This is a genomic window from Haloplanus salinarum (genome assembly GCF_024498175.1).
In the GTDB taxonomy this organism is placed as follows: Archaea; Halobacteriota; Halobacteria; order Halobacteriales; family Haloferacaceae; genus Haloplanus; species Haloplanus salinarum.
Window position 1 is genome coordinate 324,473 of sequence record NZ_CP101823.1, and the last position, 17,062, is coordinate 341,534.

Genomic DNA, 17,062 nt, shown 5'->3' on the forward strand with positions numbered 1-17,062 from the left:
CAAATACGTCCGTTAGTGTACAATGATGGACGCTAATGGTGAAGAACTGGCGCCCGCGGTGCGGTCGATCCTGTCGGCCGCCCGCGACCGGGGCGGCGGCGAGGAGCGCGTGTCGGTCGAGGCCCGATCCGTCCCGGCGGCCTTCGCGGCCGCCGAGGCCGACGGCCGGGTGCCGGTGATCGCGGAGGTGAAACCGACCAGTCCGACGACCGACGGTCGGCGGGACGACGACCCGGTCGACCTCGCGCGAGCGATGGTCGACGGCGGCGCGGCGGCGCTGTCGGTGTTGACCGAACCCGAGCATTTCGGCGGGTCGCCGGCGTCACTGGAGCGGATCCGGGCGGCGGTCGACGTGCCAGTGCTTCGCAAGGACTTTATCCTGACCGAGGCCCAACTCGACGTCGTGGAGTCGGACGTCGTCCTGCTGATCGCGCGGTTCGTCGACGACCTGCCCGCCCTCGTCGCGGCGGCACGGGAGCGTGGCTTCCAGCCGCTGGTCGAGGTCCACACGCGGGCGGAACTCGACCGGGCGACCTCGGCGGGTGCGGACCTGATCGGGATCAACAACCGCGACCTGGCGCGACTCGAAGTCGACCTCGACACCTTCGAGTCCCTGGCGCCCTCGGTTCCCGACGACGTGACGCTGATCGCCGAGAGCGGTATCGCGTCGGTCGCGGACGTCCGGCGGATGCGCGAGGCGGGTGCCGACGCCCTGCTGATCGGGAGTGCGATCATGGACGGTGACGTGACAGCGAACGTGCGGCGATTGACTTCAGCATGAGTTCTCACACAGGCAAGTTCGACGAGTACGGTGGACAGTACGTTCCCGAGGCGTTGATGCCCGCCATCGAGGAACTGGAAGACGCGTACGAGCGGTACGTCCTCGACAACGAGGACGGATTCATGGACGAGTTCCGGCAGCGGCTGGCCGACTTCGGCGGCCGGCCCACGCCGCTTCAGCGCGCGGATCGGCTCTCGGAGCGCTACGACGCCGAGGTGTACCTCAAACGCGAGGACCTGCTCCACGGCGGCGCCCACAAACTCAACAACGCGCTCGGTCAGGTCCTCCTCGCGAAGTACATGGGGAAAGACCGGATCATCGCGGAGACGGGCGCCGGGCAACACGGCACCGCCACGGCGATGGCGTGTGCCCACTTGGGGATGCCCTGCGAGGTGTACATGGGCCGCCGGGACATCAACCGCCAGCGCCCCAACGTCTTCCGGATGCGCCTCAACGGCGCCGAGGTGACCCCGGTGACCGTCGGCCGCGGCACGCTGAAGGAGGCCATCAGCGAGACGATGCGCGACTGGGCGGAGAACGTCGAGGACACCCACTACGTCATCGGCTCGGTCGTCGGTCCCCACCCCTTCCCGGCGATGGTCCGTGATTTCCAGCGCGTGATCTCCGAGGAGGCACGCGAGCAGACCCGGGAGAAGGCGGGTCGCCTCCCCGACTCGGTGCTCACCTGCGCGGGCGGCGGGTCGAACACCATGGGCCTGTTCGCCGAGTTCGTCGACGACGAGTCGGTCGACCTCTACGCCGTCGAGGCCGGCGGCAGCAGTCTGGAGGTCGACGAAGCGGAGGGCGTCGCCCCCAACTCGGCGACGCTCTCGACGGGCACGGAGGGCATCCTCCACGGCTCCCGCACCCGCATCCTGCAGGACGGGGACGGACAGATCATGGAGTCCCACAGCGTCTCGGCCGGCCTCGACTACGCCGGCGTCGGCCCCGAACTCGCCGCCCTCGTCGACCGGGACCGGGTCACCGCCGTCAACGTCGGCGACGACGGCGCGCTCGCGGGCTTCCATCGCCTCTCGCAACTCGAGGGGATCATCCCCGCGCTCGAATCCGCTCACGCCCTCGGCTACGTCGAGGACCACCACGAGGAGTTGGGCGAGGTGATCCTCGTCAACGTCTCGGGTCGCGGCGACAAGGACCTCGAAACCGTCCTCGAGGAGACCCACGACCGCGACATCGAGGGCGCCCCGGACATGGACACCTTCGAGTCGACGGGGGGGTTCTGATGAGCCGCATCGCCGAGGCGTTCGCTGACGGCCCCGCGTTCGTCCCCTACCTCGCGGCCGGCGACCCCGACTACGAGTCCTCGCTCGCCTACGTCGAGGCGCTGGAACGCGGCGGCGCCGACGTCATCGAACTCGGGCTTCCCTTCTCCGAACCCATCGCCGAGGGGCCGACAATCCAGAGCGCCATCGTCCGCGCCCTGGAGGCCGGTATGACGCCCACCCGCTACTTCGAGTTCGTCGAGGACCTCGCCGTCGACGTGCCGCTGGTCTGTATGACCTACTACAACCTGATCTACCAGTTCGGCGAGGGCGGCGGCCCCGACGACTTCGTCCGCCGGGCCGCCGAGGCGGGCATCGACGGCTTCGTCGTCCCCGACCTGCCGGCCGAGGAGGCCGAACCGCTCCGCGAGGCCTGCGACGAACACGGCTGTGAACTCGTCTTCATCGTCGCGCCGACGACCCGGGGCGAACGTCTGGAGCGCATCATGTCCCAGGTGTCGGGCTACGTCTACGTGCAGGCGCGACTCGGGACGACCGGCGCCCGCACGAACCTCTCGGATCGGGCCGCGGAGAGCCTGGAACGGGTCGCCGAGTGGGACGTCCCGAAGGCCGTCGGCTTCGGCATCTCGACGGGCGAGCACGCCCAGCGTGTCGTCGAGGCGGGTGCCGACGGCGTCATCGTCGGCTCCGCGCTCGTCGATATCGTCGCCCAGGGCGTCGAGCGCGGCGATCCGGCGGTGACCGTCGCGAGCCGCCTGGAGGGCAAGGCCCGCGAACTCAAGGCGGGTGCGCTCCGCGGGGCGTCGGGGAACGAACGTCCGCATCCGGAACGTACATAAGCGCCACTGGTACAGGGTAACATATCGATGAACACGGGAACACGAGCGCGCCTCCGGCGTATCTCGACGGACGACCGCTACCTGATCGTCCCCATGGACCACGGCGTCACGATGGGGCCGGTCAAGGGACTGGTCGACATCGAATCGACCATCGACGCGGTCACGGACGGCGGGGCTGACGCCGTCCTCACGCAGAAGGGCATCGCCCCCCGCGTCCACGACAGCAAGAACGGATCGGGCTACATCGTCCACCTCAACGGCTCGACGAACATCGGCCCGGACGAGTCCGACAAGCGCCGCACCGGTACGGTCGAGGCGGCACTCCGGGCCGGCGCCGACGCCGTCTCCTTCCACATCAACGTCGGCTCCGAGTACGAACCGGAGCAGATGACCGACCTCGCACGGGTGACCGAACGCGCCGACGAACTCGGCGTGCCGACGCTCGCGATGGCCTACGCCCGCGGCCCCGATATCGAGGAGGACGACCCCGAGGCGCTGGCCCACGCCGTCCGTCTCGCGGAGGAACTCGGGGCTGACGTGGTCAAGACCGGCTACAGCGGCGACGGCGACAGCTTCGCCCCCGTCTGTGCGGGGTCGCGCCTGCCGGTGGTCATCGCCGGCGGGAGCCGCGGCACCGACCGTCAGACCGTCGAGATGGTCCGGGGCGCGATGGACGGCGGCGCCGCCGGCGTCTCGATGGGTCGCTCCATCTTCCAGCACGACGACCCCGGCGCCATCACGCGCGCCATCGCCGCGGTCATCCACGACGACGCGAACGTCGACGAGGCGCTCCGGCGCGGCGGTCTGCTCGAAGCCTAGCCCCCAGTCGCCACGTTGAAGCCCGGTCCCGTTCTGGTGGGGGTAATGACACGCAGCGTGTGGTTGAAAGCCGACGGGACGGTCGGCGACTGGGAGTCACGAACGGAACGCATCACCGCCGGCCTCGAGGCCGGCGTCGACTGGGTGCTCGTCGACGAGACGGACGTGGCGCGGGTCCGCGAACTCGGCGACGTGAACGTGGCGGCCTTCCGCTCGGACGCGGACCTCGTCGAGGACGCCGAGGACGAGGGCGCCGTCGCCGACGCCTACGTCGTGGGCAAGAACGGCGAGGGCGACGGCACGGTCGACCTCCCGCCGGACCTCTCGGGTTCGGCCGACCTCTCGACGCTTCGCCGCGACGACGGGTCGACGCGGGGCGCCTACGTCCGCATCCTCGGCAAGGAGTACGAGACGTTCGCGGAGGCGGCCGCCGAGGACGCCGACTACACCTTCGTCGTCGGCGAGGACTGGACGATCATCCCCCTCGAGAACCTCATCGCCCGCATCGGCGAGGAGACGGAACTGATCGCCGGCGTCACGACCGCCGAGGAGGCCCAGACGGCCTTCGAGACGCTAGAGATCGGTGCCGACGGCGTCCTGCTGGACTCGGGCGACCCGGACGAGATCCGCGAGACCTGCGAGGTCCGCGACGCCGCCGACCGCGAACACCTCGACCTGGAGTACGCCGAAGTGACCGACGTCGAGCGGACGGGCATGGCCGACCGCGTCTGTGTCGATACCGGCTCGCTCATGGAGGGATCCGAGGGGATGCTGGTCGGGTCGATGTCCCGCGGGCTCTTTTTCGTCCACGCGGAGACCGCCGAGTCGCCCTACGTCGCCTCGCGGCCCTTCCGGGTGAACGCCGGCGCCGTCCACGCGTACGTCCGTACGCCCGGCGGCGGGACGCAGTACCTCTCCGAGCTGGCGAGCGGCGACGAGGTGCAGGTGGTCGACGTCGAGGGCGACACCCGCGAGGCCGTCGTCGGGCGCGTCAAGATCGAAAAGCGGCCCATGTTCCGCGTGGAGGCCGAAGTCGAGACCGAGGAGGGCGTCGACCGCGTCGAGACGCTGCTCCAGAACGCCGAGACGATCAAGGTCCACACCCGCGAGGGGCGGACCGCCGTCACCGACCTCGACGCCGGCGACGAGATCCTCCTCCACTACGGCGACGGGGCGCGCCACTTCGGCGAGACCGTCGAGGAGAGCATCATCGAGAAGTGACGCCGTGACGGTCACGCGGGTCCCGGTTCCGACGGACACCTCGGCCCCCGGCGGTCGGACGAACGCCTACCTCCTCGACGGGCCGGCCGGCGCGGTCCTCGTCGACCCGGCCGGGCGCACCGACGACCTCGACGCCGCCGTCGCCGACCGCGAGGTGACTCACGTCGCGGTCACGCACGCCCACCCCGACCACGTCGGCGGCGTCGCCGCGTACGCCGCCGAGACGGGCGCGACCGTCTGGGCCCGCCGCGGGCGCGAGGCGCGGTTCGAGGCCGCGACGGGCCGCGCCCCCGACCGCACGTTCGCCGAGGGTGACCGCGTCGGCGACGCGACCGTCCTCGACACGCCGGGGCACGCCCCCGACCACGTCGCCTTCGCGACCGGCGCCGGCGTCGTCTCCGGCGACCTCGCCGTCGCCACCGGGAGCGTCGCCGTCGCCGCCCCCGAGGGCGACCTGCGGGCGTACCTCGTTGCCCTCCGTCGACTCCTCGCCCGCGACCCGCTCCGCCTCTACCCGGGACACGGCCCGGTGATCGACGATCCGCGGGCGACCCTGACCCGACTCTACTTCCATCGCCTCGACCGCGAGCGACGGATCGAACGCGCCGTCCGCGCCGGCGCCGAGTCGGTCGACGCGGTGGTGAGCGCGGCCTACGACCGCGAACTCGGCGACTACCGGGACCTCGCGGCCGCCACCGTCCGTGCCCACCTCGACAAACTCGCCGTCGAGGGCCGGGTTCGGTTCGACGCCGGGACCGACCGGGTCGCCCCCCGGTAGCGACGACGTTTTTCCCCTCCATCCCCCAGCGGGGGTATGAACCCGCTCGAAACCGAACTCGAACGGGCGCGGGCCCTCGACGTGAGCGACCTCGCCGACGCCATCGAGTCCATCGGCTTCGAGTGTACCCGGTGTGGCGCGTGCTGTAAGGCGGACGACGACGACCCACACACCGCGACGGTGTTCCCCGACGAGGTGCGGGATCTGCAGGCGGCGACCGACTACGACTGGCGCGACGTGGCGCGGCCGATGCCCTACGGGCTCTCCGAGGGGCCGGACGGCCCCGAGGGCGAGACCTTCGAGTGGGCTCTGGCGACCGACGCCTGCGGGGACTGTACGTTCTACGAGGAGCGCGAGGGCGAGGGGCGGTGTACCGTCCACGGGGACCGGCCGCTGATCTGCGAGACCTACCCGTTCAGCGTCGCGCTCGGCGGGACGAGCCAACCGATGGGCGAGGCCGTCGACGAGGCGGGGATGGTCCGCGCCCACGAGTGCGAGGGTCTCGGCCGCGACGTCTCGCGTGCGGACGCCGAGGATCTGGCCGCGGCGCTCAAGGAACGGGCGATCCGCGAACTGACGGAAGCCATCGACGTCCGCGACGCCTACACCCCGGTCGAGACCGGGCCGGGCGAGGTCGTCGTCCACGACTCCGAAGGGGCGAAAACGCCCGACGGACGGTCTCGATGACGGCGATACACCTTTAACGATTCCGCCACAGAACCGCATGGAGGTTTAGATTGTGGAGATCTCAGATAAACTGCTGTGTCTGTTCAGCGAGCGCGTACGGGCGGAGGACGACACGTACGTGATCGAGGTACCGCAACGCGAGATCGAGACGGGGTCGATCGACCCCGACGAGACCTACCGTGTCGCACTCATCTCTCGGGAGCGAACGGAGTCGGCCGAAGACGAGGACTCGTCGACCGACGCGCCGTCGTCGGAACCCCAGCCACCCGTCGAGAGTGGCGAGATCCGGTACGTCGAGATCGAGGACATCGGCAAACAGGGCGACGGCATCGCACGGGTCGAGCGCGGCTACGTCATCATCGTCCCCGGGGCCGAGATCGGCGAACGCGTCAAGATCGAGATCACCGAGGTCAAGTCGAACTTCGCGGTCGGCGAGATCATCGACGAGGACTTCTAGGCCGACACAAGGCCCTTGTCGCCGCACGGTCGAGAGTCCCGTGTGTACCGACGTGCCCTCCTCTCTACCGGTCCGGCGCTCGCGACGGCCGGCTGTTCCGGCTTCGGCTTCGGCTTCGGCACCGACTGTTCCCGCGGTGCCAGCCTCCGACTGCGACCCGTGACCGACGCCGAGATCGCGGAGCGGGCGAGCGAGCCACTCGACACCTTCTCGCCGCCCGAACGGACCGCCGTTCGAGCCGCCCGGCGCGACGAATCGCCGACGATCACCGCCGAAGGCACTCCCTTCTCCGGCTCCGGCGTCGAGTACGTCGTCGTGGACGGCGCGTACGTCGCCGTCGAGACGCCCGTCGTCGCCACGACCGAACGCACCGGCTACCGCTTCACGCTCGACACCGACGGTGCGACGGCCGACGGCGCGGAACGCCGGATCGCGGCGTTCGACGACCTGCCCGCCGTCGACCGGGCCGCGCTCTACGCGGGACTGGGCTTCCCGCGCACCCAGGAGATCGAGCGCTTCGACCGCGCCCGCGCCGTCGGCCTCGGCGGCGTCCTCACGTACCCGGACGACGAGGCCGAGGCGCGGTCCGAACTCGTCCCCGACCCCGCGTACGACGTCCTCCGGATCGGTGGTCGCGCGTTCCGGTTCGGTCTGGAGGGCCGGGAGTCGGTCACCGTCGAAACCCGGCGGATCGAGGTGCGCGAACTCGCGGACGGCCCCGGGGGGTTCGCGTCCGTCGTCCTCGATCGGTACGGAACCGACCTCGACGGCCTCTCGCCCGAACAGCGTGAGATCGTCGAGACGGCCATCGACGACGAGTACGAAGAGTGTGCGCCCTACTCCGAGGCCTACGCCGGCGTCCAGCGGGCGCTCGGTCGGCCGCCGACCCGGGTGACGGGCGACGGCGACGGCGTCGCGACGACGCCCGACGCCGACACCCCGGAGCGGGTCGACTACGCCAACTACGAGGCCCGGTGGTACGCCGTCGACCTCGGGGAGTACGTCGTCTAGTCGGCCGACTCCGCGACCGAGGCGAACGCCGAGAGGTCGACCCCGAGTTCGCGGTCCAGATCCGCAATCGAGCCGTAGGGTCGGTTGACGACGATGTCGCCCGCGGTCGACTGACCGACCCCCGGCAGCAGTTCGAGTTCGTCCATCGACGCCGCGTTGGGGTCGAGCGGGTGGGGGACGCCGGTCACCGACCGGTAGCCGTGATCCACCACGGCGACGTCGAGGGTCGTCCCCAGTTCGCGTTCGCCGGGGACGGCCACGAGCAGTGGGTAGGTGCCGAGCTGTCGGCCGAAGGTCTTGCCGTCCTGGTGGTACTCCAGGTGGACGTCGGGCAGGACCGTCCCCGCGGGCACGACCCGGCGGAGCATCGGGCGGTCGATCTCCTCGCGCACCTCGCGTTTGTACTCCGTGAACAGTTCCTTGTGGTCGCGGGCGATGTCCGCCCCCGTGTCGCTCATCTCCGTCCCCGCGAAGGCCATCACCTGCCGGATGTTGATCCGGCGGAGCATCAGCCCCTCGTCGTAGACGCGCTGGAGGAAGCGCTTGTTGTGCTCGAAGGTCTCCCGGCGCTCGCCTTGGAGGCCGTGGACGAGGTTGATCCCCGGGAGGAGCTTCGGCAGGCGATCCGCCGCCGACTCGCCGACGGTGGGTGCGTCGTCGGGGTCGTCGCCCGGCCGCCAGCCCGCCTCCTCGTTGACGACGCGAACCGCCTCCAGACACTCGTCGGCCGAGACGAGCAGGTTGTTCTCCTCGCGGACGACGGGATCGGCCGATTCGAGGCCGAAGGCCGCGGTGTCGCCCGCCGTGTTGTGTTCGGCGATGATCCGGATCGCCTCCCGTGACTTCTCGGGATAGTCGACGATGGTGACCGGGTTCATGTTGTCGAGGTGGAGCGTCTCCAGGTCGGGGGCGACATCCCGGATGCCCGCGTAGAGCCGGCGGAGCGCGTCGGGGTTCGGCGCCTCGCCGTCGCCGCCGAACGCGAGGATGTCGGCCTGGCGGCCCAGGCGGAAGTGCCGCACGCCGCGCTCGTACAGCGCCTCGACCTCGCGGACGACCGACTCGGCCGACCGGAAGCCCGGATCGCCGTACAGCGGTTCGGTGCAGAAGGAACAGCGGTACGCGCAGCCGCGGGAGGTTTCGAGTTCGGCGATCAGGTAGTCCGGATGATTGGGGTGGTCCTCGACGACGAACGCCCCCTTCGCGGCCCAGCGGTCCAGTTCCTCGTTGTCGCGCATGCGGTCGCCGAAGCCCTCCAATCCGCTTTCGACGAGGTCGTGGGCCGCCGCCTCGACGTCGCCCTTGGCGACGAAGTCGTAGTCGAGATCCTTGCGCTCCATCTCCTGGGCGCCGGCGTTCTCCTCGCCGACGCCGAAGCGGACGGGCCCGCCCATCAGCGTCGTCCCGTCGGCGGTCCAGGCCAGTTCCCGCACCTCGTCGGGTTCGGCGGGCGTCCCGCCGACGTACTTCCCGGGGACGGTCATGCCGCCGAGGTAGATCACCAGGTCGGCGTCGGCGACGTCGGCCCACTTCCGCCGCTCGTCGCGGAGTTCGTCGATGGTGTGGTACGTGATCGATCCGGCGGGCACGCCGGCATCGACCAGCGCCCCCGCGGTGAAGCGGGGGTACGTCGAGACGTACGGCGGGACCCCGAAGTGTGCGGGTTCGTCGACGTAGCCGTCGACGACGGTGACGGTGAGATCAGCGGGGTCGGTCATAGGGGCGAGTTGGCGGCCGACGCGTAAAACCGTGTTCGTGTCCGGCGCCGGATTTAAGGCGTCACTCGCGGGTGATATTCCTCATGCGACTCGTGTCGGATCGGGTGCAGTTCGGGGTGGCGACGGTCGTGGCGGTGGTGGGGTGGCTCGCGGTCACGTTGATCTTCGATTTACGCCCGTTCATGCCGATGCTCGCCGCCGGCTTCTCGTCCGTCTCTGGGTCGCTTTCGACTGGCGCCGGTCCCTGCGGGGCGCCGTTACCCTCTCCTGTGTCCTGCTCGGCCTCTTGGTGATTCTGTCTTCCTTCCTGTATCGTCCATCCACCTTCTTTTATACGTCTCCGAGTGCCGAATCCCTAGTCGTCCTCGCGGCGACGGAGAAGGCCGACCGCCACGAGTCGGTGCTCTACCTCCGGGACGCGTTCCGGGACCTGGCCGACCGCTGATCGCCGGCCCGCCCCCGCCTCCACGCCACTTATGCCGGTCGCGGCACTACCTCCGGCCATGCCCGCCACGAAGGAGCTCGAGTGTACCAGCGACGACTGTGAACTCGACATGTTCGAGAACCACTACACCTACGACATCGCCGACGACCACACCGTCGCCGACCTCTCCTGTCCGCTCTGTGGGGGGACCGACTGTCTGGAAGAGATCGAACTATGACCGGGTTCAAGGAGTTCGGCAAGTCGGCGGCGAACGCCGTCCTCGAACGGGTGGGACGTGGCGTCGGGAAGGTCCAGGAGCGCCGACCGCTCTCCTACGACGTGCTCGAATCCGAGGACGCCTACCTCGTCGTCTTCGACGCGCCGGGCGTCACCCGGAGCGACGTGCAGGTGCGCTACGTCGAGGGCGAGGTGCAGGTTCGTCTCGACCGGTTCCGCGACTTCCACGAGGGCTTCGAGATGCGGTTCCCGGGGCGGGGCCTCTCGCTCGACGGTCGTGCGCGCCTGCCGCCGGACGCCGACGTCGACGCCGGCGAGGCGTCGGCGACGCTGAGCGACAGCGGAACGCTCCGCGTCGAGGTGCCGAAGCGGGCACACGGGACGGACGTGGCGGTCCGGTCGGAGGCGGAGGCGGAGGAAACGGACGCCGCCGACGAAACGGACGCCGCCGGCGAAACGGACGAAGCCGACGGAGCGGACGCCGCCGACGAAACGGACGAAGCCGACGAAACGGACGCCGCCGACGAAACGGACGACGCAGAGGACGAGTGAGGGTCGGCGGTCAGACCGGAAAGTCGGCGTCGGGGCCGACGACCCGGTCGACGTCGGGTGGCATCTCCCAGTCGGTCGCGAGTTCCAGCAACTGGACGAGCATCCGGCCGGTCGCGCCCCAGACGGTGTAGTCGTCGACCCGGAAGAAGTGGAGACGGATCTCCCCGTAGTGGGGATGATCCCGGCGTTCGGATGCGTAGTTGTCGAGATCGGTGAGCTCCGCGACCGGTAGGATCGCGATTTCGGCGACCTCCCGTTCGTCGGGGACGTACGTGCGATCCGGCACCCGCGAGACGAACGGGCGGACGGCGTACTCGCTGACGGTCGGGATGTCGTCGAGACGGCCGACGACGTCGATCTCGCCGGGTTCGAGACCGATCTCCTCGTTGGCCTCGCGACGGGCGGTCGCCTCGAGGTCGGCGTCGCTCGGTTCGCGACCGCCGCCGGGGAAACTCATCTGTCCCGCGTGCTCGCCGAGGTGGTCGGCGCGCTTGGTGAACAGGAGGGCGTCGCCGTCGCTCCGGTCGACGACGGGCGCGACGACCGCGGCCTCGCGCCCGGCGCCGTCGATGGTCTGCGGGGCGTGGTCGGCGACGGCTGACAGGTCCATGCGCATGGTGATGGGTCGTGTGGTGTGTCTCTATCGTGGGTTCCGGCTGCTCACCCCCACCTACGCCCGGAGGGGTGGTTTCAGTTGTGGTTCGCCGCCGCGTCGTCGAGACGAGCGCGGACGTCGCCGACGTCCACCCCGCCCCACGTCTCCAGATCGTAGCTCACGTCGAGGAGCCGTTCGATCCGCTCGGCGTCGCCGTCGTCGACCGCACCGGCGGCGTCGGCACGCAACCGACGCTCCGCGGCCTCGACGAGCGACTCCCGGTCCGGCTCCCGGTCGGGGATATCGAGGATGTGTGGCAGATCCTCGGCCCCCTCGGGGAGCGCGGGGAACGCCGCGGGCCCCGGCGCGAGCAGCGGCGGCTCGTCCCCTTCGCGTTCGAGGGCGACGAGGTAGTAGTTCTCGACGGCGGCGTCGACGGCGTCGGTCGCCGCGTCGTCGTCGACCGTCTCCCCACGCTTGAAAGCGAGTTCGCCGAGCGCGCACTCGAGTTCCGCGCGGGTCACCGCCCCGAAGAGGTCCGCGACGCCGGCGAGTTCGTCGCCGGTGTCGGTCGGGATCATCGGGCCGCCTCCAGGTCGGCCTCGGCGGCTTCCGCCACGGTCGCCGGCGATATCGGCGCGTCGGCCCACGCCGGGAGCCGGCGGTCCGGTCCCGGTGGTTCGATGGCCGCCGCGTAGGTCTCCACCTGTTCGAGTTCGTCCCCCCGGTCGTACCCGAGCCCGTTGAACCCTGCGTCGAGTTCGTAGCTCCGGACGAGCGAGCGGGCGGCCTCGCAGTAGCGGTCGGGCAGCGACCCGTAGTCGGGATCGACGCCGTGGTCGGCGACCGCTCGGAAGAGCGCCGCGCCGACGTGGCGGCTCATATCCGAGAGGCCGGTCGGGCCGCTCACCGCACGGTGGTCGTGTTCGTACGTCCCGAGGTCGACCTGTGCGCTCCCCGCGAAGCCGGCGTGTTCGAAGGCGTCACCGAGGGTCCCGACTTCGAGCCCCCACGACCGCTGGGTGCGCAGGCGCTCCGCCAGCGCCGTCGTCGCCGCGAATTCCCCGGCCAGCGCGTACCGAAACGACGCCAGGTACCGCAACACGGCCGCGTCCCGTCTCCCCTGGAGCGCACGCACCAGCGGGACGAAAAAGAGCCGGAACAGGCGGCCGTAGAGCCGGCCGTTCTCGACCCGCGCGTAGTATCCCTTCGAGAAGTCGTAGCCCTCGGCGAGCGGGTAGAGGAGGCGAGCCACGTCCGCCCGGGAGTAGCTCTTCGTGTCGGCGTCGTGGACGACGACGTACTTCCCGTCGAGGGCCTGTCCCAGTCCAAGCCAGACGTCCCGGCCCTTCCCGGCCTCGCCGTCGAGGCCGTGGTCGTCGAGCAGCCCCTCCAGTCGCGGCCCGTTGCACCAGAGGACCGACAGCGTGAGGTCGTAGTCGGCGAGCCAGTCCGCAAAGGGGCCGACCCGGTCGCCCGGCGCTCGGAGCGGGACGACGACCCGCGCCGGATCGACCCGCTCCAGTTCCGAGAGGACGCGATCAGGTGCCAGCCCGGCGTACTCGCGTTCGGTCATCGGGACGACCACCGTCGCCCGGTCCGTCGGCGCCGCCGGCGTCGGGTCGGTCAGGTCGTGGAGCGTCGTCACGCGTTCCTGGACGTACTCCATCACCCGCGTCTCGGAACGGCGTGGACAAAAGCCCGCGGGTGTCGTGACACCCACGGGGTGGCCGGATCGTTTTTTAAACAGGGGACTCCAAGGTTGGGACATGAAATCGACCCGGAAGGGGCTCCGTGACGGCGAACTCGTCAAGGACACCTACGAGCGGCTCACCTGCGCGGAGTGCGAGAAGGTGTTGAAAAAGCGGGACGATCCGGACGAGGTGTTCGCCGTCCGGTCCTGTCCCGAGTGTGGGCGGGAGTGGAAGGACCTGCGGTAGTCACGCGGTCCTCGCCCCCCGTTCCGGATCGATCCCCTGCCGACTCCCTCACTCGAAGACGGCGTCGAACGCTCGCGCACCGAGCGGATCGAACGTACCCGCGGCGACGTTCTCGGCGACGTGGTCCCGATCGCTCGTCCCGACGAGCGCACAGGTCACGCCGGGAGCGCTCCGTGCGAAGTTGATCGCCCGCTGGGCGGGCGTGTCGCCGCCCAGTTCGGCGTCGACGCCCGCCGGCAGTCCGCGCACCAGGTCGCCCTGTGCGAGGCTGGCGCTGGTGAAGACGTCGACGTCGAGTGCGTGTGCCACCGACAGGGCCGACCGTCGCTCCCCCTCGAACTCGTGGGCCGGCGTCGTGAACGCGTCCGCCATGACGGCGCTGAAGGGCAGTTGGATCGCCACGAACCCACACTCCTCCCGCCCGACCGTCTCCGCGGCGCGGCGAGCGCGTTCGATCACCGTCGGGAGCGACAGGTGGCTGTCGTGGTCCGGCGGTCGGCGGAACGCCTCCCAGGTCGCCACGCCGTACCCCCCGATGTCGCCGTCATCGACCCGTCGTTCCAGCCGTTCGAACGTCGCTTCGAGCTGGTCGTACACCCCTTCGCGCGAGCGGATCCGGAGCTGTGTCTCGGGGTTGTGGACGTAGTAGCAGTCGACCGTCTCGACGCCGAGTCGGTCGAGCGAACGGTCGACCATCGTGTCGACGAACTCGGGGGCGATGCAGTGCTGGCCGGCCGCGAGGTCCGCGGGGTCGACCGGGCCGTCGTCCACGAACCGCTCCCTGAGGTAGCCGGCCGGGTCGTCGGGTCGGGCGCCGTCGAAGGGGAGGAACCCCCCCTTGGTCGCGACGACGACGGTCGATCGGTCGACGTCGGCCCGCTCCAGCGCCTGCCCGACCACGCGCTCGCTCCGCCCGCACCGGTAGTTCGACGCGGTGTCGACGACGTTGCACCCGCCCTCCAGGCCGGCGACCAGCGCCCGCTCGTACTCCCCGTCGACGGTCTCGGTCGGATCGCCGAGATAGGTGCCGAGACCGACGCTCGAGACGACGCCGGGGCCGAACCGGCGGAAGTAGGTCCGGCCGAAATCGTCGCCGAAGCGGTCCCGATACCCCCAGGTGCCGCGTGCAGTCGCCATGCGCCCGCTACGCGCGACCGGAACAAAAGGGGCGGGCCATCACACGTCGCCTTCGAGCGCCCGCCGCAGGCGGTCGGTGAGCGTCGCCCGTCGCGCCGGCCAGACGAAGTCGCCGTCGTCGATGGGTACCTGCCCCCCGCCCATGCGGGCGTGGCCGCCGCCCGTCGCACCGGGGACGTCGTTCAGTGCGGCTTTGATGGCCCGGCCCATGTGGACCCGGTCGTCCCGGGACCGTCCGGAGAGATAGAGCGTGCCGTTGCGGATGCCACAGACGATGGCGGCGGTGACCCCTTCGAGGCGGATGAGTTCGTCGGCCGCCTGCGGGATCGCGTCCACGTTCGAGACGGTCCCGACGTCGCTGATCGCGAAGGCACCGCTGACCTCGCGCTCCTCGATGGCGGTCGCCTTGATCTCCAACACCTCCGCGCTCACCTGGGGGTTCGCGATGCGGTCGAGCAGGTTCTCGTCGACGCCCGGCGACAGGTAGGAACTCGCGTCGAAGTCGGCCGGAATGGTCCCGTTCGTGAGTCGTCCGGTGTCGGTGAGGACGCCGAAAAAGAGGCCGGTCGCCACCCGCGAGGGCACCACGTACGACGCGTCCACCTCGCTCTCGTGGTTATCGGGTGGGATCGGTGTCGCGTCGAGGTCCCGGAAGTACTCCGCGATCACGCTCGAACAGGCGCCGTACTCGGTCCGGACGTCGGTGAACGAGTCGCCGCGGCCGTCGCCGGGGTGGTGGTCGATGACCGCGAGCGGTCGAACCCCCTCCGCGCCCGTGAACCCCCGCGGGCGGTTGTGATCGACGAGGATGACCGCCTCCGAGTCGAGATCATCCACCCGCTCGATCGGTTCGAGATCAACGTCCAGCACGTTCCGGAACGTGCGGTTCTCCTGGTGGCGGATCTGCCCCGGGAACCGGATGGTCGCTTCCGTGTCCACCTGTTCGGCGAGCGAGGCGACGCCCATCGCCGCCGCCATCGCGTCCGGGTCCGGGTTCGGATGCGTGAGCACCACCACGTCGTCGCGGTCGGACAGCAGGGATGCGAACCGGACGCCGGCGGACCGGGTGAGGCGATGGAGGAGGTATCCCCCGCCGACTAGCACGGCGACGACGACCAGTAGTGTGGCCAGCAACTCCGGGTGGGACCGCGCGAACGCCACCGCTCGCTCGACGACCTCCGCGGGTGCGACCGACATACCCTCTCCGACAGAGTCGAATGACAAGAGTATTCTCCTATTGTGTCGGATCGCTCCCGACTCGATCCGGGGGACCGTTCACTCCCCGCGGAACGCCCGAATCGCCGGCCGGAAGCCGTCCCGAACGGTCGGATAGCGGAAATCGTAGCCGAGTTCGTGGAGTCGGTCGTTGGCACACCGCTTGTTGGCCCGGGCGCGACGGCTCACCGACCCTTCCGCCGCCGCCCGCTCCGCGACGGTCCACTTCTCGGGCGGCGAGACGCCACACTCCTCGGCCAGCCAGTCGGCGAACTCCCACTTCGAGACCGGCTCGTCGTCGACGGCGAGTACCACCTCGCCGCGGGCCACGTCCGCCGTCAGGAGGTGGGCCACGGCGCCCGCCGCGTCGTCACCGTGGATCGAGTTGAGGTAGCCGTCGGTCACCGGGCCGTCGAGGTAGCGGTCCATCCGGTACCGATCCGGACCGTAGAGCCCGCCGAATCTGACGACCGTCCCGTCGATTCCCCGGTCGGCCGCCTCCGATAGGGCGATCCGCTCGGCCTCCAGCAGGACGCGCTGTCGCTCCGTGGCCGGGTCGGGCGTCGTCGACTCGTCGACCCAGTCGCCCTCGTGATCGCCGTACACGCCGGTGCTCGACGTGTACACCAGTCGATCCGGTGACGACGCACGGTCGCCGAAGGTCTCGACGACCGTTCGTAGCCCGTCGACGTACGCCGTCCGTGCGGCGTCGGCGCCGCGACCGCCCGCGCTCGCGGCGTACACCAGCCAGTCGGCATCGGGGACCGACGCGAGCGACGCCGCGTCCGTCAGGTCGGCACGGACTGCCTCGAATCCCGCGTCCTCGATGGCAGCGAGGCCGTCGTCCGAGCGGCGGACACCGACCACGTCGTGACCCGCGTCGGTCAGCCGGCGGCCGAGGCGGAGCCCGACGTATCCACACCCGAGGATGGCGACTCGCACGGCGATCAGGGGCCCGACCGCCCCGCCACGTAGCCGTGGATCGATGCGAGTTCGTCGAGCGTCATCCGGATCCGACCCTCGATCGCTTGTTGGATCTCCTGACCCGAGAGGTCGAGGTCGACGTTCGAGGCGATGGTGTCGACGTCGAGGACACCCGTCGTCATCCCCATCAGCAGGTAGTCGCGGACCTCTTGGACGATCACGTCCGCGTCCCGGCCCTCGGAGTCGACTGCGAGGATGGCCGCCGCTTCCGACAGCGTCATCGACGGCGACTCCCCACTCGCGAGCGCGGCGACCGACTCGGTCGGGAGGTCGGCCGCCGTGGCGACCCGTTCGATCCCCTGGGCATCGATTACGGCACGGAGTTCGGCGTCGTAGGCCTCGCGGAGTTGTTGTGGCGACAGCGTCTCGGGTTCGTCGACCGCTTCGTGGAGCATACGTTCGATGGGCGCCCCGTGATCAAAA

At 70.3% G+C, this 17,062-nt stretch carries 21 protein-coding genes; 13 read left to right on the plus strand and 8 right to left on the minus strand.

Annotation, left to right across the window (positions count from 1 at the left end; genetic code table 11):
* Positions 1 to 25 precede the first annotated feature (25 nt).
* Genes trpC through NO364_RS01675 form a run of 9 tightly spaced genes read left to right on the plus strand, consistent with a single transcriptional unit; the run spans position 26 to position 7,837 of the window.
* A complete protein-coding gene (gene trpC / locus NO364_RS01635; protein ID WP_257629135.1) occupies positions 26 to 781 on the plus strand; it encodes an indole-3-glycerol phosphate synthase in 756 nt (251 codons plus the stop codon).
* The gene (gene trpB / locus NO364_RS01640) at positions 778 to 2,025 is read left to right on the plus strand and encodes a tryptophan synthase subunit beta (protein ID WP_157689104.1); all 1,248 of its coding nucleotides are present in this window, start codon (positions 778 to 780) and stop codon (positions 2,023 to 2,025) included. The genes trpC and trpB overlap by 4 nt, the downstream gene beginning before the upstream one ends.
* Positions 2,025 to 2,864 carry a tryptophan synthase subunit alpha gene (trpA, locus tag NO364_RS01645; protein WP_257628366.1) on the plus strand — a complete coding sequence of 280 codons (840 nt, stop codon included), beginning with the start codon at positions 2,025 to 2,027 and terminating at the stop codon, positions 2,862 to 2,864. The genes trpB and trpA overlap by 1 nt, the downstream gene beginning before the upstream one ends.
* Positions 2,865 to 2,891: 27 nt before the next feature.
* The gene (locus NO364_RS01650; RefSeq protein WP_157689100.1) at positions 2,892 to 3,683 is read left to right on the plus strand and encodes a 2-amino-3,7-dideoxy-D-threo-hept-6-ulosonate synthase; all 792 of its coding nucleotides are present in this window, start codon (positions 2,892 to 2,894) and stop codon (positions 3,681 to 3,683) included.
* Between the two features lie 45 nt (positions 3,684 to 3,728).
* Complete coding sequence (locus NO364_RS01655; protein WP_157689098.1) at positions 3,729 to 4,904, plus strand: 3-dehydroquinate synthase II; 1,176 nt, start codon at positions 3,729 to 3,731, stop codon at positions 4,902 to 4,904.
* Between the two features lie 4 nt (positions 4,905 to 4,908).
* Positions 4,909 to 5,682 carry an MBL fold metallo-hydrolase gene (locus tag NO364_RS01660; RefSeq protein WP_257628367.1) on the plus strand — a complete coding sequence of 258 codons (774 nt, stop codon included), beginning with the start codon at positions 4,909 to 4,911 and terminating at the stop codon, positions 5,680 to 5,682.
* Positions 5,683 to 5,718: 36 nt separating this feature from the next.
* Positions 5,719 to 6,369, plus strand: a complete 651-nt coding sequence (locus tag NO364_RS01665; protein WP_157689094.1) for a YkgJ family cysteine cluster protein — start codon at positions 5,719 to 5,721, stop codon at positions 6,367 to 6,369.
* 52 nt (positions 6,370 to 6,421) lie between these two features.
* The gene (locus NO364_RS01670; RefSeq protein ID WP_157689092.1) at positions 6,422 to 6,826 is read left to right on the plus strand and encodes a TRAM domain-containing protein; all 405 of its coding nucleotides are present in this window, start codon (positions 6,422 to 6,424) and stop codon (positions 6,824 to 6,826) included.
* Between the two features lie 42 nt (positions 6,827 to 6,868).
* Positions 6,869 to 7,837 carry a hypothetical protein gene (locus NO364_RS01675; RefSeq protein WP_257628368.1) on the plus strand — a complete coding sequence of 323 codons (969 nt, stop codon included), beginning with the start codon at positions 6,869 to 6,871 and terminating at the stop codon, positions 7,835 to 7,837.
* On the opposite strand, the gene NO364_RS01680 is transcribed toward NO364_RS01675, so the two are convergent.
* Positions 7,834 to 9,555: a radical SAM protein gene (locus NO364_RS01680; protein ID WP_157689088.1), complete on the minus strand. Its 1,722-nt coding sequence runs from the start codon at positions 9,553 to 9,555 to the stop codon at positions 7,834 to 7,836. The genes NO364_RS01675 and NO364_RS01680 overlap by 4 nt on opposite strands.
* Positions 9,556 to 9,841: 286 nt before the next feature.
* On the opposite strand from NO364_RS01680, the gene NO364_RS01685 reads away from it, so the two are divergent.
* From NO364_RS01685 to NO364_RS01695, 3 genes are read left to right on the plus strand one after another with little or no spacing between them, the layout of a single operon-like run.
* Positions 9,842 to 10,000 carry a hypothetical protein gene (locus tag NO364_RS01685; RefSeq protein ID WP_257628369.1) on the plus strand — a complete coding sequence of 53 codons (159 nt, stop codon included), beginning with the start codon at positions 9,842 to 9,844 and terminating at the stop codon, positions 9,998 to 10,000.
* A 58-nt stretch (positions 10,001 to 10,058) separates the two neighbouring features.
* Complete coding sequence (locus tag NO364_RS01690; RefSeq protein WP_199243762.1) at positions 10,059 to 10,217, plus strand: DUF7559 family protein; 159 nt, start codon at positions 10,059 to 10,061, stop codon at positions 10,215 to 10,217.
* Complete coding sequence (locus NO364_RS01695; protein ID WP_257628370.1) at positions 10,214 to 10,768, plus strand: Hsp20/alpha crystallin family protein; 555 nt, start codon at positions 10,214 to 10,216, stop codon at positions 10,766 to 10,768. The genes NO364_RS01690 and NO364_RS01695 overlap by 4 nt, the downstream gene beginning before the upstream one ends.
* Positions 10,769 to 10,778: 10 nt before the next feature.
* On the opposite strand, the gene NO364_RS01700 is transcribed toward NO364_RS01695, so the two are convergent.
* The 3 genes from NO364_RS01700 to NO364_RS01710 form a co-directional block, all read right to left on the minus strand.
* The gene (locus NO364_RS01700; RefSeq protein ID WP_157689082.1) at positions 10,779 to 11,378 is read right to left on the minus strand and encodes an NUDIX hydrolase; all 600 of its coding nucleotides are present in this window, start codon (positions 11,376 to 11,378) and stop codon (positions 10,779 to 10,781) included.
* 80 nt (positions 11,379 to 11,458) lie between these two features.
* Complete coding sequence (locus tag NO364_RS01705; RefSeq protein ID WP_199243800.1) at positions 11,459 to 11,941, minus strand: DUF7109 family protein; 483 nt, start codon at positions 11,939 to 11,941, stop codon at positions 11,459 to 11,461.
* On the minus strand, positions 11,941 to 13,032 hold the full coding sequence (locus NO364_RS01710; protein WP_257628371.1) for a glycosyltransferase family protein: 1,092 nt from the start codon (positions 13,030 to 13,032) through the stop codon (positions 11,941 to 11,943). The genes NO364_RS01705 and NO364_RS01710 overlap by 1 nt, the downstream gene beginning before the upstream one ends.
* A 100-nt stretch (positions 13,033 to 13,132) precedes the next feature.
* Between NO364_RS01710 and NO364_RS01715 the strand changes: the two genes are divergently transcribed.
* A complete protein-coding gene (locus tag NO364_RS01715; RefSeq protein WP_199243761.1) occupies positions 13,133 to 13,303 on the plus strand; it encodes an HVO_0758 family zinc finger protein in 171 nt (56 codons plus the stop codon).
* Positions 13,304 to 13,351: 48 nt separating this feature from the next.
* Here the strand turns inward: NO364_RS01715 and NO364_RS01720 are convergent, their stop codons facing one another.
* The 4 genes from NO364_RS01720 to NO364_RS01735 all read right to left on the minus strand — a co-directional run bounded on the left by NO364_RS01720 (position 13,352) and on the right by NO364_RS01735 (position 17,034).
* Positions 13,352 to 14,440: an aldo/keto reductase gene (locus NO364_RS01720; RefSeq protein WP_257628372.1), complete on the minus strand. Its 1,089-nt coding sequence runs from the start codon at positions 14,438 to 14,440 to the stop codon at positions 13,352 to 13,354.
* Positions 14,441 to 14,479: 39 nt separating this feature from the next.
* Complete coding sequence (locus NO364_RS01725) at positions 14,480 to 15,637, minus strand: DHH family phosphoesterase (RefSeq protein WP_257628373.1); 1,158 nt, start codon at positions 15,635 to 15,637, stop codon at positions 14,480 to 14,482.
* A 78-nt stretch (positions 15,638 to 15,715) separates the two neighbouring features.
* Entirely contained in the window at positions 15,716 to 16,597 is an 882-nt protein-coding gene (locus NO364_RS01730) for an SDR family oxidoreductase (protein ID WP_257628374.1), read from the minus strand.
* A 5-nt stretch (positions 16,598 to 16,602) separates the two neighbouring features.
* Positions 16,603 to 17,034, minus strand: a complete 432-nt coding sequence (locus NO364_RS01735; RefSeq protein WP_257628375.1) for a DUF5791 family protein — start codon at positions 17,032 to 17,034, stop codon at positions 16,603 to 16,605.
* Between the last annotated feature and the right edge of the window lie 28 nt (positions 17,035 to 17,062).